Raw genomic sequence first — 14,440 nt, forward strand, 5'->3', positions numbered from 1 at the left:
GGGGCCGGCGTTCCCCGGGAGGCCGTCGGGAGCGTGACGGCGGCCGGGAGCGCGTCCGCACCCGGTGACGGCGTGGCGGACGGGATCCGCGCGTGACACAGTCCCCCTCTCTCGGGGAGCGCGTACGCACACGCCTCGCCGGAATGCTGCCCACGCTGCGGCTGCGACTGGTCGTCGTCTTCGCCCTGGTCGCGCTCACCGCCGCCGTCTCGGCCTCCGGCATCGCCTACTGGCTCAACCGCGACGCCGTGCTCACCCGCGCCCAGAACGCCGCGCTCAACGACTTCCGCAAGGCCATGGAGGACAACGCGGGCAACCTCCCGCGCAAGGTGGAGTGCCAGCAACTGCGCGAGGCGGCGGGCAAGATGGCCCGCAGCTCGCAGAACTACCAGGTGCTGCTCATCGGCAAGACCCCCGACAACGGGCCGTGCGCCGCCGCCTCCAACGAGGACGACTTCACCCTCGGCGACGTCCCCGGCGAGCTGCGCAGCGCCGTGGCGCGCAAGCGCTCGCTCGACAAGGCGAACTCCTACCCGTACCACCTGTACTGGCAGCGCGTCACGATCAGCGGCGACCCCTATCTCGTCGGCGGCGCCAAGGTCATCGGCGAGGGCCCGACGCCGACCGGGTACATGCTCAAGTCGCTGGCGCCCGAGCGGGACGACCTCAACTCGCTGGCCTGGTCGCTGGGCATCGCCACCGCGCTGGCGCTGATCGGCGCGATGCTGCTGGCCCAGGCCGCCGCCACCACCGTGCTGCGCCCCGTACGGCGGCTCGGCGAAGCGGCCCGCAGGCTGGGCGAGGGGAAGCTGGACACCCGGCTGCGGGTCTCGGGCACCGACGAACTGGCCGAGCTGTCACGCACGTTCAACGACGCCGCCGCATCGCTGGAGCACCGGGTGGCCGAGCTGAGCGCCCGGGAGGCGTCCAGCAGGCGCTTCGTCGCCGACATGTCGCACGAGCTGCGCACCCCGATGACGGCGATCTCCGCAGTGACGGAAGTGCTGGAGGAGGAGCAGGACAACCTCGACCCGATGATCGCGCCCGCCGTGCAACTGGTCGTCAGCGAGACGCGGCGGCTCAACGACCTGGTGGAGAACTTGATGGAGGTGACCCGCTTCGACGCGGGCACCGCCCGGCTCGTCCTCGACGACGTGGATGTCGCCGACCAGGTCACCGCCTGCATCGACGCGCGGGCCTGGCTGGACGCGGTGGAACTGGACGCGGACCGGGGCACCATGGCCCGCCTGGACCCGCGCCGCCTCGACGTCATCCTCGCCAACCTGATCGGCAACGCGCTCAAGCACGGCGGCTCGCCCGTGCGCGTCTCGGTCCGCACCGAGAAGCGGGCGGACGGGGACGGCGGGGACGACCTGGTGATCGAGGTCGCCGACCAGGGGCCCGGCATCCCCGAGGACGTCCTGCCGCACGTCTTCGACCGCTTCTACAAGGCCAGCGCCTCCCGGCCCCGCTCCGAGGGCAGCGGCCTGGGCCTGTCCATCGCGCTGGAGAACGCCCACATCCACGGCGGCGAGATCACCGCGCACAACGCCCCGGGCGCCGAGGGCGGCGCGGTCTTCACCCTCCGCCTCCCCCGGGACGCGCGCGGGCTCGCCGACGAACGCGGCAGCGGCGACGAGCCCGGCGAGCGTCCGGACACCCCCGGCCTCCCGGGCGGCACCGACGCCGAAGAGGCGGCACCGGGCCCCGACAGCGAGCAGGGCGGCGAGGGCCGCGACGAGCAGGGCGGCGAGGGCCGCGACGAGCAGGGCGGCCGTGGCGGGCGCGGACTCGGCCGATTCCGCCGCGGCAAGCGCGAGCACGGCAAGTCCGGACGGACCGACGACGAGCACGACCAGCACCAGCACCAGCACCAGCACCAGCACGGGAACGGCGGCGAGGGCATGGGCCGAGGCAGCGGAGGCGGCCGATGAGTCGCGCGACAGCGGGTGCGGTGCGCCCGCGCCGCACCCCCCTGGCCCTCGCGTGCGCGACCCTGGGCCTGGTCGGCGTCACCCTCCTGAGCGGCTGCGGCATCCGCGCCACCTCCGTACCCGTGGACGCGGGCGCCGCGCCCTCGCGGGTCGGCTGTGTGCTGCCGGACGGGCGCGAGAGCCCGGAGGACGGCGACGGCGTCTCCGTCGTCCGCGTCTACCTCGTGTGCGGCTCGCGGGTCGCACCCGTGGAGCGGGAGGTGCGCATGCCGCACGGGCGCTCCTCGGCCGAGCGGCTGCCGGTCGCCCGCAAACTGCTGGAAGAGCTGAAGCGCCAGCCGCACGCCATGGAGGACGCGGCAGGCTTCGAGACGGCCCTCCCGGAGGACCTGACGATCAGCGGGGCCGGACGCGGCGACCCGGACGAGGCGCTGCGGCTGAGCGAACCCCTGGATGAACTGCCGTCCTTCGCGCTGGCGCAGATCGTGTGCACGTTCGCGGACACCGCCGCGGCCGACGCCGACAACGGGATCGTTCTCGGCGGTCCTGCCGACGACGGGAAACCGGGCGGCGACGGCGACAAGGGCGACGGCCGCGGCGGTGCGCGCGATAGCCGGCCTGTGCCGCTCCAGCGGTTCGAGTGCGGCACCGCGCTGCGCAACAGCCCGGAGGCCGCCGAGACCGCTGGAACACGTGTGTGACACAGCCCTTACTCGCCGAGGACACCGCCCCGGAACCGGCGCGTAAGACCGGGGCGTCTTCCATGACGTGCAGCGCCTTGGCTACGGCGGCCCGACGGCCGCCCCCCGAATCCGCGTGGCGGGACTGATCCTGCTGGCGGCGCACCTGTGCCTCGTCGGCTGGCTGACGCTGCGCCCCCTGTCCGTGCCCTGGGTGGCCCCGTCCAACCTGCATCCGCTGACGACGATCCGCGCCGACCTGGCAGGCGGGCCGCGCACCGCCCTCGAGGGGATCGGCGGCGGACTGCTGCTGCTGGCGCCCTTCGGGGTGCTGCTGCCGCTGGCGACCGGACGGCTGCACCGCCCGCTGCCCGGCACCGTGGCGCGCACGATCTTCGCCGGGGCGATGGTGTCGGCCCTGATCACGCTGGTGCAGACGGGGGTGCCGGGCCAGGTCGTCAATGTGGACTCGGTCCTGTTGAACACCACGGGCGTGACACTCTCCGCCGGGCTGCTCCTCCCGCTGCTGCGCCGCTTGCTGCGCGGGCGGGGCGGAGATGCCGGGAGCGTCGGGAGCGCCGGAAACGCCGGGGGGCTCGGCGGATACCGGTCCCCCGCCGCCCGGGAAGCCTCGGGCGTCGCGGGCCTCGGGGGCCCCGCGGGCAGCGGGGGCATGTCGGGGCCGGGGTCCTCCCGGGCCGCGCGGCCGGCGGGCTCCGGCGGGCCGGTGGTCACCGGGGCGGCGCGGGCCCGCGCGGGGCGGGTCCGCCTGCGGGAGGAGGGCTCTCAGGGTCCTACCCCGAGAGCGACCAGGGTCGGGATGGCACCGTAGCGCGAGGCGGGACGGCACGGGCCGATCTAGTGTCGAAGGCAGAGGGACGCAGAGGCAACCGCCGGACGCGCTGGCCGGACACCCTCTACCGGACGCGAACGGCCGGTGCCATCGACGCCGCGAAGGAGTGGCCACCATGACCGCACTTGTCCGCCCCCGAGAGGGCCGCATGATCGGCGGTGTGTGTGCCGGTCTGGCCCGCCGCTTCGGCACCACACCCACCACGATGCGCGTGATCTTCCTGGCCTCGTGCCTGCTGCCGGGACCGCAGTTCCTGCTCTATCTGGCGCTGTGGATCCTGCTGCCGGAGGAGGACCGCAAGTCGGCGTGGTGACCGCGCGACCGCCCAGGACACACGAGAGCGGGCGCCCCCTTTTCAGGGGGGCGCCCGCTGTCGTCCGCCTGATCGGGCCTGGCGCGGCCCGGCGGTCCTGGAGGACGGGGCGGTCCTGGAGGCCAGGTGCCCGAGTGCCCGGGGACGGGGAGGGAGGGAGCGGGGGCTCAGCCGCCGAGCGGGAGGGCCTTGCCGACGGGGAGGCCGCCGATCATGCTGCCGCCGGGGGAGGTGTTCTTGTCCTCGGCGTCGGCGGTCAGCGACTCGTTCAGCGAGGTCGGCGACCCGGTCAGGGCGTTGGAGACGGCCTTGTGGGCGGAGATCAGCGTCGTGGAGGTGCCGCCGGGCAGCCCCTTGGTGGCCTCGCCCACGGGGAGCTTGGCGACGGTGCCGGTGGCGGTCTCCGCGACCGGGCTCACCAGCGTGTCGACGGGAACCGCCGACGCGGCACCGGCGCTGGCGGCAACGGCGGCGGCGCCGAGCGCGGCGGCGCCCAGGCTCTTCTTGGCTAGCTGGTTCATGGCGACTACGTCCTCGTGACGGGGGCTTGAGCGGCCCGGCGAAAGTAGCCAGGAAGCCGGGTCGGTTGCAAACACGGCACACACGGCAAACGCGGCACACACGCGGCAAACACGTCGGTGCGGCCGGGAGTCGGCGCGTGGCCGCGGTGTCCCGGCCGCCCTCAGCCCCTCGCGCAGCGGACGGCGCGAGTGGCCGAGCCGCTGGTCACCGGGGGTCAGACCGCGGAGTTCCGGAAGAGCCACTCCGACTTCAAGGCGGCGTATCCCGGCTTGATGACCTCGTTGATCATGGCGAGACGTTCATCGAAAGGGATGAACGCGGACTTCATCGCGTTGACGGTGAACCACTGCATGTCATCGAGGGTGTAGTGGAACGTGCGCACCAGCTGCTCGAACTCGTTGCTCATGCTCGTGCCGCTCATCAGCCGGTTGTCGGTGTTGACCGTCGCCCGGAAGTGCAGCCTGCGCAGCAGCCCGATCGGGTGCTCGGCGTAGGAGGGGGCCGCGCCCGTCTGGAGGTTGGAGGAGGGGCACAGCTCCAGCGGGATGCGCTTGTCCCGCACATAGGAGGCCAGGCGGCCGAGCTTGACGGAGCCGTCGTCGGCGACCTGGATGTCGTCGATGATCCGCACGCCGTGGCCGAGCCGGTCGGCACCGCACCACTGGAGGGCCTGCCAGATGGAGGGCAGGCCGAACGCCTCACCCGCGTGGATGGTGAAGTGGTTGTTCTCCCGCTTGAGATACTCGAAGGCATCGAGGTGGCGGGTGGGCGGGTGGCCCGCTTCGGCGCCGGCGATGTCGAAGCCGACCACGCCCAGGTCCCGGTAGCGGTTGGCCAGTTCGGCGATCTCCAGCGCGCGGGCCGCGTGCCGCATGGCGGTCAGCAGCGCGCCGACGCGGATGCGGTGGCCGTCGGCGGCGGCGCGGCGCTCGCCCTCGCGGAAGCCCTCATCGACGGCCTCGACGACCTCCTCCAGGGTGAGACCGCCGCGCAGGTGCTGTTCGGGGGCGTAGCGGACCTCGGCGTAGACGACGCCGTCGGCGGCCAGGTCCTCGGCGCACTCGGCGGCGACGCGGAAGAGGGCCTCGCGGGTCTGCATCACCCCGACGGTGTGGGTGAAGGTCTCCAGATAGCGCTCCAGCGAACCGGAGTCGGCCGACTCGCGGAACCATGTCTCCAGCCGCCCGGCCTCGGTCTCGGGCAGGTCCTCGTAGCCGGTCTCCCGGGCCAGTTCGACGATGGTGGCCGGGCGGAGGCCGCCGTCGAGGTGGTCGTGGAGCAGCACCTTGGGCGAGCGGCGGATCCGCTCGGCGTCGGGGACGGCGCTCTGGTTCCGGCCGGGGGCGGGGCTGGCGGGGCTCAGGGAATCGCTTACCATCACGGCACTGTAGCTCCTACGCGCGTAGATCGCATGCGTATCCCCCTGTGCCGTCAACTCCCGTTGCCGGGGCGCCTCTTGGGGACCACGCGGGACGGACGCCCGGCGGCGCGGCGGCGGGGCTTCGATACGGAATGGTGATCGCACGCCGTGCTCCCCCGGGCGCAGACCGTGCCATCGTTCTGCCATGGCTCAGCGAGCGTTGCCCGAGAGGGAAGCACGACTGGGGCGGCCGAGGGGGGCCGTGGACACGGCGCCGCACGCGGTCGTCCTGGTACTGCCCGGCGGCGGGTCCGCCGGCGGAGTACGCGGCGGCTCCGCGCTGTCCGCCGCCGCGGCGGTGCCGCTGGCGCGGCGGTTGGCGCGCGTTGCCCACGTGGCGCGGGAAGCGGGCGGTGCGGGCGGGGTCCGCGGTGGCAGTGGCCGCGCGGGTGGCCGCAGTGCCGGTGGTGCCGGGGGCGGCGGTGGCGGGAGCGCACGGAAGGCCGCCGAGGCGTGCGCCGCTGTGACGCCGCTGGTCACCCACGTCGTCCACTACGGCCACCACGGCTGGAACGGCGCGGCGGCGCAGCCCGCGGACGACGCGGAGTGGGCGGCGGACGAAGTGGTGCGCCGCTACGGCGACGTACCCGTGGCGCTGGTGGGCACCGGCATCGGCGGACAGGCCGCACTGCGCACCGGCGGACACCCGGCGGTCGCCGCCGTACTGGCGCTGGCCCCGCTGCTGGACACGGAAACGGAGGAGCCCGTACGGCAGCTGCTGGGCCGTCACGTGCTGCTCGTCCACGGCACGGACGACACCCGTGCCGACCCGGAGCTTTCGTTCCGCTTCGCGGAGCGGGCGAAGAAGGTGAACGCGGACGTCTGCCGCTTCGAGGTGCACAGCGACGGGCACGGACTGCGCCAGCACGCCGCCGAAGTCGGCGCCCTGGCCCAGGACTTCGTACGCGGCACGCTGTGCGGCCACGACTTCAGCCGGCCGGTGGCCGACGCGCTGGCCGCTCCCCCGCCACTGGGCTTGCGCATGCCCCTGGCCACCGGCTTCGGCGCAACGCTCGGGCGCTGAGCCTTGTGCCTCGGCCCTGTCTGTTGACCTCTCTTCTGCTCCTGTGCGGGGCCCCTTGCGGGGCGGCGTTTCCTGGGACTGGGCACGGGGTGCCTCTGGCTGTGCTTCGCAGGGTGCGGGTGCGTTCGGGCTGAGCGCGCAGTTCCCCGCACCCCTTCGGGGGCGCCCCCGTCGTTTCAGCCGCGGGTGGGGGTCAAGGCTTTCACCAGGGACTCGGGGGTTTCGGTGTGGAGGTGGATGGTGCGGATTCGGGACTCTGCGCCCAAGGGGTGGACGAAGGTGACCGGTTCGGTCAGGCGGAGGGTGACCGAGGTCTGGCCGCCCACCGGGAGGGTCAGCGTCCCGTCGCGTACGTCCACCATTCCGGTGTCCGGGTAGCGGCGTACGGCGTGCGCGGAGGCCACCAGTGCGGCGGGGACGCGCAGGTCGGCCAGTGTCGCGTAGCGCACCCGCAGCGAGCCGTCGGCGCCCACCAGGTGCGGGCGGACAACGGAGGCGGCGTGGAGGCCGAGGACGAAGACGAGGCCGTAGACATCCAGCACCAGCGTGATCAGGTGCGCCATCGGCCAGGGCGCCAGCAGTACCGCCAGGGCGACGGTCTCGATCCCGGCGGCGATGCCGAACAGCAGCAGGGTGGACGCCTGGGCGGCGGCGTAGGGCGCCGTCAGGTCACCGGGGCGCACCCCGTCGCGGCGGCGGGCGAGCCACAGGCCGAGGGCGGCCAGGGACCGTATCTCGTGCCGGGCCAGGTGCCGGAGCACACGGGCGGTACGGGGGAAGGGCGCCCTCATCGCCGTCCCTCCGAGGCTGCTGTCCCGGGCGTCCCGGATGTCTCCGGCGTGCCCGGTGGCGCCGGGGAGGCCAGGGCGCGGGCGCGGTCGGTGAGGAGGGCGACCGCGCGCCGTACGGCTTCGGCCTGGGCTGCGGGCAGGTCGGCGTAGAGCGCCTCGGCGAAGACCTCGGGCAAGGGGCCCTCGGAGGTGCCGGGCCCGGCCGGGGGCAGGTGCCGGACCGTTTCGTCCGGTACGCAGGCGGCGACCGCCCGGGCCGCGGACTCCACGCGCGGGTCGTCGGCCGCCGCGTCGGCCAGCTCGTCCAGGAGCGCGTAGGCGGCCTGTGCCCGTTCGGCCGCGGCCTCGTCGGCGGTCACCGACTCGGCCATGGCCAGCACGCGCTCGCGGGCCCCGGCCGGAACGGAGGTCTCCAGCAGTGCGAGGATCTCGCGGTCCTTGGTGACGATGGCGGGCTCCGGCCCGCGTGCCGCGCCGGCGGCGGCGCGCGCGAACAGTCCGGTCAGTTCCGGGGAGAGCGGCGCTTCGGAGGGCAGGGTGCCCTCCTCCGCCTGGCGCAGCAGCTCGGCCAGGCGCCGGCGGCGGGTGCGGATCTCCGCCTCCTGACGGCTCAGCTCGGTGTCCAGTTCGCCGAGGATCTCGCGCAGTTCGGTGCCGGTCTCGTCGGCGAGCACGTCGCGCACCTCGTCCAGGCCGAGGCCGAGCGCGGTCAGCCGGCGCACCCGGGCCAGCCGTACGGCGTCGCGCAGCCCGTACTCGCGGTAGCCGTTGGGCCGGCGCGAGGGTTCGGGCAGCAGGCCCTGGTGGTGGTAGTGGCGCACGGTCCGGGGCGAGACCCCGACCAGCGCGGCAAGCTCTCCGATCCGCATGCCTCCAGTAGAAACCTTGCCGTCGCGTCAAGGTCAACGCCACCCGCGCGGGTGCCGGGCCCGGGCGCCGTCCCCGCCCCCTCCGTGCCGGTCGCGCGCGACGCGCCTGCGCGCCGCCTGCCCCGCACACCATGGCCCCGCTCCGCGCACCGCACCGCGCGCCTACGCGCGCACCGCCGTGTGCACGGTGGTGGCCGTCAGGAAGAAGACGTCGGCGCGGCGGGCGATGCCGTCGGCGCAGTTGTCGTCCAGGAGGGTGTCGAGGGTTTCCAGGTCTTCGGCGGAGAGGGCGTCGGCGAAGGTGTCGCGGGCGCGTTCGAGCCGGTCGCGTACGTGGGCGCGGGCGGCCGGGTCCAGGGGGGCGGGCAGGTCGGTGAGGAAGGTGCGGCTGCCGGTGGGGGCGAGGCCGGCGGCGGCGAGGAGGGCCGGCCAGTCCTCCACGGTGCGGACGTGCCCCGGGAGTTCGGCGCGCATCGTGGCGAACCAGTCCTCTTGGACGGCGTCCATGCGGGCCTGGAGGCCCGGGCGGCCGAGGCCGATGTCGCGGGGCAGGAAGCGGGTGGGGAGGCCGCCCTCGCGTACGGCCAGTACGCCACCGGGGCGCAGCGCCCCGGCCATGGTCTCCAGGGCGGCGCGCTGGTCGCCCAGGTGGTGGACGACGTTGCTGGTCCAGATCAGTTCGGCGGTACCCAGCTCCGGGAGGTCCGCGGGCAGTTCGGCCTCGCGTACGGTCACGCGGTCGGCGAGGCCCTCGCGCCGGGCGCGGGCGCGGGCCCGGTCCAGGAGTCCGGCCGCGCCGTCCACGGCGACGGTTTCGGCGCCCGGGAAGGCGTGGGCGAGCGCGGTGGTGGTGACGCCGGGGCCGCTGCCCAGGTCGAGGACGCGGGTCACGTCGTGGCGCCCGGTCAGGTCGTGCAGCCAGGCGGCGGCCTCCTCCAGGAACGGCATGCTCAGTTCGGCCTCCCGCTCCAGGTGCGCGGCGAGTGCCTCCCAGTCCGGTTCGGCCGACGAGCCGTCCGCGCCGTGGGAGTGGGAGTGCGAGGGGTCCTTCTGCGCGTGGCCGTGACCCTGGCCGTGTCCGTGGCCCTGGTCGTGTCCGTGCGGGTGCGGGCTCATGTGTCCTCCAGCGTGGGGGGCGGGGGTGTGGGGTGTGCGGGCTCGGCGCGCAGGAGTTGGCCTCTGCGGCCGAGCAGGAACTTCTTGAACGCCGCGACCGGCGGGCTGTCGGGGCGGCCCGCCTGCCAGGCGAGTCCGATCTCGCGTACGGCGCGCGGCGCGGTGACCGTCAGCTCGCGCACCCCGGGCCGGGGGAAGACCGGCGGCGGCAGCAGTGCGACGCCCAGCCCGGCGGCGACCAGGCCGCGGATGGTCTCCGCCTCCTCGCCCTCGAAGGCGATCCGGGGTGTGAAACCGGCCTCGGCGCACAGCGTTTCGAGGATTTTGCGCATGCCGTAGCCGGGCTCGAAGGTGACGAAGGACTCCTCGGCGGCCTCGGCCAGCCGGACCCGCTTGCGTCCGGCGAGGCGGTGGTCGTCCGGGACGACCAGCCGCAGCCGCTGTTCGTCCAGGCGACGGGTCACCAGGTCGGGCGCGTCGGGGATCGGGGAGGTCAGGCACAGGTCCAGTTCGCCGGCGCGCAGCCGCTCCAGCATGGCGTCGCCGTAGTTCTGCACCAGGGCGAAGCGGACGCGGGGGTGGTCGGCGCGGAAGGCGCGCAGCAGTTCGGGGACGGTCTCCCAGCCGAGGGTGTGCAGGAAGCCGAAGGCGACCTTGCCGGTGGCCGGGTCGGCGTCGGAGCGTACGGCCTCGGCGGCCTGCTCGACGGCGGCCAGGGCGCGTTCGGCCGAGGCGAGGAAGGTGCGGCCGGCCGGGGTGAGGGAGAGGGTGCGGCCGTGCCGGGCGAACAGGGCGACGCCCAGGTCCTCCTCCAGCCGGGCGAGTGCGCGGCTGAGGGAGGATTGCGGGATGCCCAGTTCGTGTGCGGCCCGGGTGACGTGCTCGTGGCGGGCGACGGAGGCGAACTGGGCCAGCCGCGGGGTGAGGCTCAGGGCGAGGGGGCCGCCGGGTGCGGGTGTGACGGAGATGTCTTTGTCGTTGCGAGACGGTGACACGGGGTGCCCCTAGCTGCGGTGATGCATGTGCGCATCAATTCTGGCACTTCTATGCATTGGACGGATAATACGGGTCACCGTACGTTCAGGACATGCCTGCTCTTGATACCAAGGCGTCCGCCGAACCGGTGGACGCCTCCCCCGCCGGTTCGCACACGGGCCCCGTTGAGCCCCCCGCCGACACCGCCTCCGGTACTGACGCCGACGCGACGAAGCTGAGCCCCGGCGACCCCGGGCACCGGCGGATCCGGCTGGCGCTGTTCGCCGCCGGACTGTCCACCTTCGCCCTCCTCTACTCCACGCAGGCCATGCTGCCGGAAATCTCCGCCGCGCTGCATGCCGCACCCGCCCAGGCGAGCTGGACCGTCTCCGGCGCGACCATCGGCCTGGCCGCCGCCGTGCTGCCGCTGGCCGCGCTGTCCGAACGCTTCGGGCGGCGCCGCATGCTGACGGTGTCGATGGCCGCCGCCGTCGCCCTCGCCATGCTCACCCCGTTCGCGCCCGACCTGCCGACGCTGATCGCGCTGCGCACCCTCCAGGGCGCGGCCGTGGCGGGGGTGCCGGCGTCCGCGATGGCGTTCTTGTCCGACGAGGTGCGCGCCAAGCACCTGGTGGGCTCGGTCGGCCTGTTCGTGGCGGGCAACAGTGTCGGCGGGATGAGCGGGCGGATCCTCACCGGCTGGGTCACCGAAGCGTGGGGCTGGCGCGCCGGGCTCGGCTCGGTGGCCCTCTCCTCACTGCTGTGCGCCGTGGCCTTCGCGCTGCTGGTGCCCCCTGCCCGGCACTTCACGCCCGCGCCGCTGCACCCCCGGCGGATCGCGGCGACGGTACGCGCGCACCTGGGCAATCCGCTGCTGCTGCGGCTGTACGCGATCGGGCTGCTGTTCATGACGGTGTTCGGCTCGGTCTACACCGTCATCGGATACCGGCTGGTCGGCGAGCCGTTCGGGCTCTCGCAGGGGCTGGTGGGCTCGATCTTCGTCATCTACCTGGTGGGCACCCTCGCCTCGGCCACCGCGGGCCGCCTCAACGCGCGTCTGGGCCGCCGCGGCACGCTCTACCTGGGCATCGGCACGGCCTCCACCGGACTGCTGGTCAGCCTCGCCGACAACCTGGCCGCGATCGTGGCCGGGCTCGTGCTGATCACCGCGGGCTTCTTCGCGGGGCACGCGGTCGCCTCCGGCGCGGTGAGCCAGACCGCGACGCACGGTTCGGCGCAGGCGTCCGCGCTCTACCAGATGTCCTACTACACAGGCAGTTCCGTGGGCGGCGCGCTGGGTGCCGCCGCGTTCGCCGCCGGGGGCTGGGCCGCGATGGTGGCGCTCGCGCTGGGCGCGATGGTCCTGGCCGCCGGCATCACTCTGTACGCCACCCGCCGCGCCGCCGTTCTGGCCCGCGCCGCCTGAACCACCCGGGCCACCGTCCCGGCGCGCGCTCCTGGCGGGGCGCGCGGGGGGGGTCGCCGTCATCGGTTTCCGGCCACAATCGGTGCCGAGGAGCACGCGACCGGAGCGGAGGCCGGGATGAGTGAGAGCTTCAAGCGCCGCACGCCGAGCCAGTTGGGCGAGGGGGCCGCTTTGAAGGAGGAGATCCTTCGGGCGGCTGCGCGGATGCTGACGGAGTCGGGGCGGGAGGGGGAGTTGTCGCTGCGCGCGGTGGCGCGGGAGGTGGGTATCGCGGCGCCCAGCGTCTATCTGCACTTCAAGAGCCGGGCGGACCTGGTGGAGACGCTCACCCGGCGGGCCTACGAGAGACTCGCCGCCGAGTTGCGCGCGGCCCGGGAGGGTGCCGGGGGGCCGCGTGCGGGGTTGCGCGCCATGGCCCGGCACTACTGCGGGTTCGCGGTGGACAACCCCCGGATGTACCGGCTGATGTTCGGTATCGAGCGCATAGAGATCCCCCGGGAGGAGGCGGGCACGCACCCGCTGTGGCTGGTGTCGGAGGTGTGGACCGGGGCGGTGTCGGCCTGGCGCGCGCAGGAGGGCCGCGAGCCGGGTAGGGACAAGCGGGTGGCCCGGCTGTTGTGGTTCTCCTTGCACGGTGTGGTGGCGATGGTCATGGCGATGCCGTTCGCCGCCGACCGGCAGGCACTGGGGGACATGGCGGACGACCTGCTCGACCTGGCCCTGGCCGGATAGCACCGTGTGGTGAGGGCCGCCTCCGCGCATATCGTTGCCCGAGGCACCTAACGCTGTTAGGACTGACGGGACGCCGTCCCTCTCCCCTGGAGGCACACCTTGACCGGAACGCAGGCGCACGCGACGGGCGAACTCCTGGAATACCCCAGCCCCCGGGCGGCCGGCTGCCCGTTCGACCCGCCCCCGGCGCTGCACGCGGCGCAGTCCGGGAAGCCCCTGACCCGCGTGCGGATCTGGGACGGCAGCACCCCGTGGCTGGTGACCCGCTACGACCACCTGCGGGCCCTGCTGGGCGATCCGCGGGTCAGCGCCGAGTCCACCCGGCCCGGCTTCCCGCACCGTACGGAGGCGCAGCGGGCGAGCGACAAGGTCCGCCGCACGTTCCTCACCATGGACGACCCCGAACACGCCCGTCTGCGGCGGATGGTGACCGCCCCGTTCACGGTGAAGAAGATGGCGGCGCTGCGGCCCCAGGTGCAGAAGATCGTCGACGACCTGATCGACGACATGCTGGCGGCACCGAAACCGGCCGACCTGGTCGAGGCGTTCGCCCTGCCCGTGCCCAGCCTGGTCATCTGCGAACTGCTGGGCGTGCCGTACGCGGACCACGACCTCTTCCAGCGCAACACGCAGGTCGTCGTGCGCCGCACCTCGACACCCGAGGAGGTCCTGGCGGCGTTCACCACCCTCACCGACTACCTCGACGGCCTCCTGGCCGCCAAACAGGAGCGGCCCGCCGACGACCTGCTCTCCATGCTCGCCACCAAGCAGGTGGCCACCGGCGGGATGACGCGGCGCGAGGCCGCCCAGATGGGCGTGCTGCTGCTCGGCGCCGGTCACGAGACCACCGCGAACATGATCGCGCTGGGCACCCTCGCCCTGCTGGAGAACCCCGGCCAGCTCGCCCTGCTCCGCGAGAGCGAGGACCCCCAGCAGGTCGCCGGGGCCGTGGAGGAGCTGCTGCGGTACCTGAACATCGCCCACTCCGGGCGCCGGCGCGTGGCGCTGGCGGACATCGAGATCGGCGGCGAGGTCATCCGCACCGGCGAGGGCATCGTCCTGGCCGGAGAGGTCGCCAACCGGGACCCCGAAGCCTTCCCCGGCAACCCCGACGAACTCGACCTGACCCGGGATGCCCGCCGGCACGTCGCCTTCGGCTACGGCGTGCACCAGTGCCTGGGCCAGCCGCTGGCCCGCATCGAACTCCAGGTCGTCTACAGCACCCTCTACAAGCGCGTTCCCACCCTCGCCCTGGCCACCGGCATCGACGAGCTGGAGTTCAAGCACGACGGCTTCGTCTACGGCGTCTACGCGCTTCCCGTCACCTGGTAACCCGCCGCCCGCTCCCCACACTCCGCGCCCCGGCGCCCCCGGGCGTCCCCGGCGCCTCTCCGCCCCGCCCCGCGACCCGAAACGAGGATCCCCATGCAGGTGGAAGTCGACCGGCCCAAGTGCGTCGCCTCCGGCCAGTGCGTCCTGCTCGCCCCCGACGTCTTCGACCAGGACGACGACGGCATCGTCGAACTGCTCACCGCCGCCCCCGGACCCGAACACCACGACGACGTACGGGAGTCGGCCGCCGTCTGCCCCGCCGCGGCGATCCAGCTGACCGAGGGCTGAGGACCGGCGCACCACCGCGCCGCGCCGTCAGCACGGGTGCTCGGGCGCCGGGCCGTGATCACGTGAACCGGCCAGGGTGGGCGAGCACTCGATTTTCCGTCCGGCGCACACCCCTGCCCCCGCCGTCTCGTTGTGCCCGCAGACGTCGCTCATCGAGCGACGTCG

Annotated in this window: 15 protein-coding genes; 9 read left to right on the forward strand and 6 right to left on the reverse strand. The window is 74.0% G+C overall.

The features are described 5' to 3' along the window. Positions 1-143: 143 nt before the first annotated feature. The 4 genes from ABD339_RS30360 (at position 144) to ABD339_RS30375 (ending at position 3,780) form a co-directional block, all read left to right on the forward strand. Entirely contained in the window at positions 144-1,934 is a 1,791-nt protein-coding gene (locus tag ABD339_RS30360; protein ID WP_344570405.1) for an ATP-binding protein, read from the forward strand. Then, the gene (locus ABD339_RS30365; RefSeq protein ID WP_344570369.1) at positions 1,931-2,635 is read left to right on the forward strand and encodes a hypothetical protein; all 705 of its coding nucleotides are present in this window, start codon (positions 1,931-1,933) and stop codon (positions 2,633-2,635) included. Before ABD339_RS30360 ends, ABD339_RS30365 begins: the two co-directional genes overlap by 4 nt. 115 nt (positions 2,636-2,750) lie before the next feature. Next, the gene (locus ABD339_RS30370; protein ID WP_344570370.1) at positions 2,751-3,446 is read left to right on the forward strand and encodes a VanZ family protein; all 696 of its coding nucleotides are present in this window, start codon (positions 2,751-2,753) and stop codon (positions 3,444-3,446) included. A 136-nt stretch (positions 3,447-3,582) separates the two neighbouring features. Beyond that, on the forward strand, positions 3,583-3,780 hold the full coding sequence (locus ABD339_RS30375; protein ID WP_344570371.1) for a PspC domain-containing protein: 198 nt from the start codon (positions 3,583-3,585) through the stop codon (positions 3,778-3,780). 167 nt (positions 3,781-3,947) lie between these two features. Here the strand turns inward: ABD339_RS30375 and ABD339_RS30380 are convergent, their stop codons facing one another. Together ABD339_RS30380 and ABD339_RS30385 are read right to left on the reverse strand one after the other, a co-directional pair. After that, entirely contained in the window at positions 3,948-4,301 is a 354-nt protein-coding gene (locus tag ABD339_RS30380; protein ID WP_344570372.1) for a hypothetical protein, read from the reverse strand. A gap of 215 nt (positions 4,302-4,516) precedes the next feature. Next, positions 4,517-5,680, reverse strand: coding sequence for an adenosine deaminase (locus tag ABD339_RS30385; RefSeq protein WP_344570373.1), 1,164 nt, complete (start codon positions 5,678-5,680; stop codon positions 4,517-4,519). A 187-nt stretch (positions 5,681-5,867) separates the two neighbouring features. Between ABD339_RS30385 and ABD339_RS30390 the strand changes: the two genes are divergently transcribed. After that, positions 5,868-6,746 (forward strand): alpha/beta hydrolase, encoded by an 879-nt coding sequence (locus tag ABD339_RS30390; RefSeq protein ID WP_344570374.1) that lies wholly within the window; start codon positions 5,868-5,870, stop codon positions 6,744-6,746. Between the two features lie 176 nt (positions 6,747-6,922). Here the strand turns inward: ABD339_RS30390 and ABD339_RS30395 are convergent, their stop codons facing one another. The 4 genes from ABD339_RS30395 to ABD339_RS30410 form a co-directional block, all read right to left on the reverse strand. After that, positions 6,923-7,537: a hypothetical protein gene (locus ABD339_RS30395; RefSeq protein ID WP_344570375.1), complete on the reverse strand. Its 615-nt coding sequence runs from the start codon at positions 7,535-7,537 to the stop codon at positions 6,923-6,925. Then, positions 7,534-8,406, reverse strand: coding sequence for a MerR family transcriptional regulator (locus ABD339_RS30400; RefSeq protein WP_344570376.1), 873 nt, complete (start codon positions 8,404-8,406; stop codon positions 7,534-7,536). The genes ABD339_RS30395 and ABD339_RS30400 overlap by 4 nt, the downstream gene beginning before the upstream one ends. Positions 8,407-8,568: 162 nt before the next feature. After that, a complete protein-coding gene (locus tag ABD339_RS30405) occupies positions 8,569-9,522 on the reverse strand; it encodes a class I SAM-dependent methyltransferase (RefSeq protein WP_344570377.1) in 954 nt (317 codons plus the stop codon). Continuing rightward, positions 9,519-10,517, reverse strand: a complete 999-nt coding sequence (locus ABD339_RS30410) for a LysR family transcriptional regulator (RefSeq protein ID WP_425576147.1) — start codon at positions 10,515-10,517, stop codon at positions 9,519-9,521. The genes ABD339_RS30405 and ABD339_RS30410 overlap by 4 nt, the downstream gene beginning before the upstream one ends. A gap of 92 nt (positions 10,518-10,609) precedes the next feature. On the opposite strand from ABD339_RS30410, the gene ABD339_RS30415 reads away from it, so the two are divergent. From ABD339_RS30415 to ABD339_RS30430, 4 genes are all read left to right on the forward strand, one after another. Next, entirely contained in the window at positions 10,610-11,923 is a 1,314-nt protein-coding gene (locus ABD339_RS30415) for an MFS transporter (RefSeq protein WP_344570378.1), read from the forward strand. A gap of 117 nt (positions 11,924-12,040) precedes the next feature. Further along, entirely contained in the window at positions 12,041-12,655 is a 615-nt protein-coding gene (locus ABD339_RS30420) for a TetR/AcrR family transcriptional regulator (RefSeq protein WP_344570379.1), read from the forward strand. A gap of 99 nt (positions 12,656-12,754) precedes the next feature. Then, positions 12,755-13,987, forward strand: coding sequence for a cytochrome P450 (locus ABD339_RS30425; RefSeq protein WP_344570380.1), 1,233 nt, complete (start codon positions 12,755-12,757; stop codon positions 13,985-13,987). Between the two features lie 93 nt (positions 13,988-14,080). Further along, complete coding sequence (locus ABD339_RS30430) at positions 14,081-14,275, forward strand: ferredoxin (protein WP_344570381.1); 195 nt, start codon at positions 14,081-14,083, stop codon at positions 14,273-14,275. The last annotated feature ends 165 nt before the right edge of the window (positions 14,276-14,440 follow it).

Source organism: Streptomyces axinellae, from assembly GCF_039532135.1.
Taxonomy (GTDB): Bacteria; Actinomycetota; Actinomycetes; order Streptomycetales; family Streptomycetaceae; genus Streptomyces; species Streptomyces axinellae.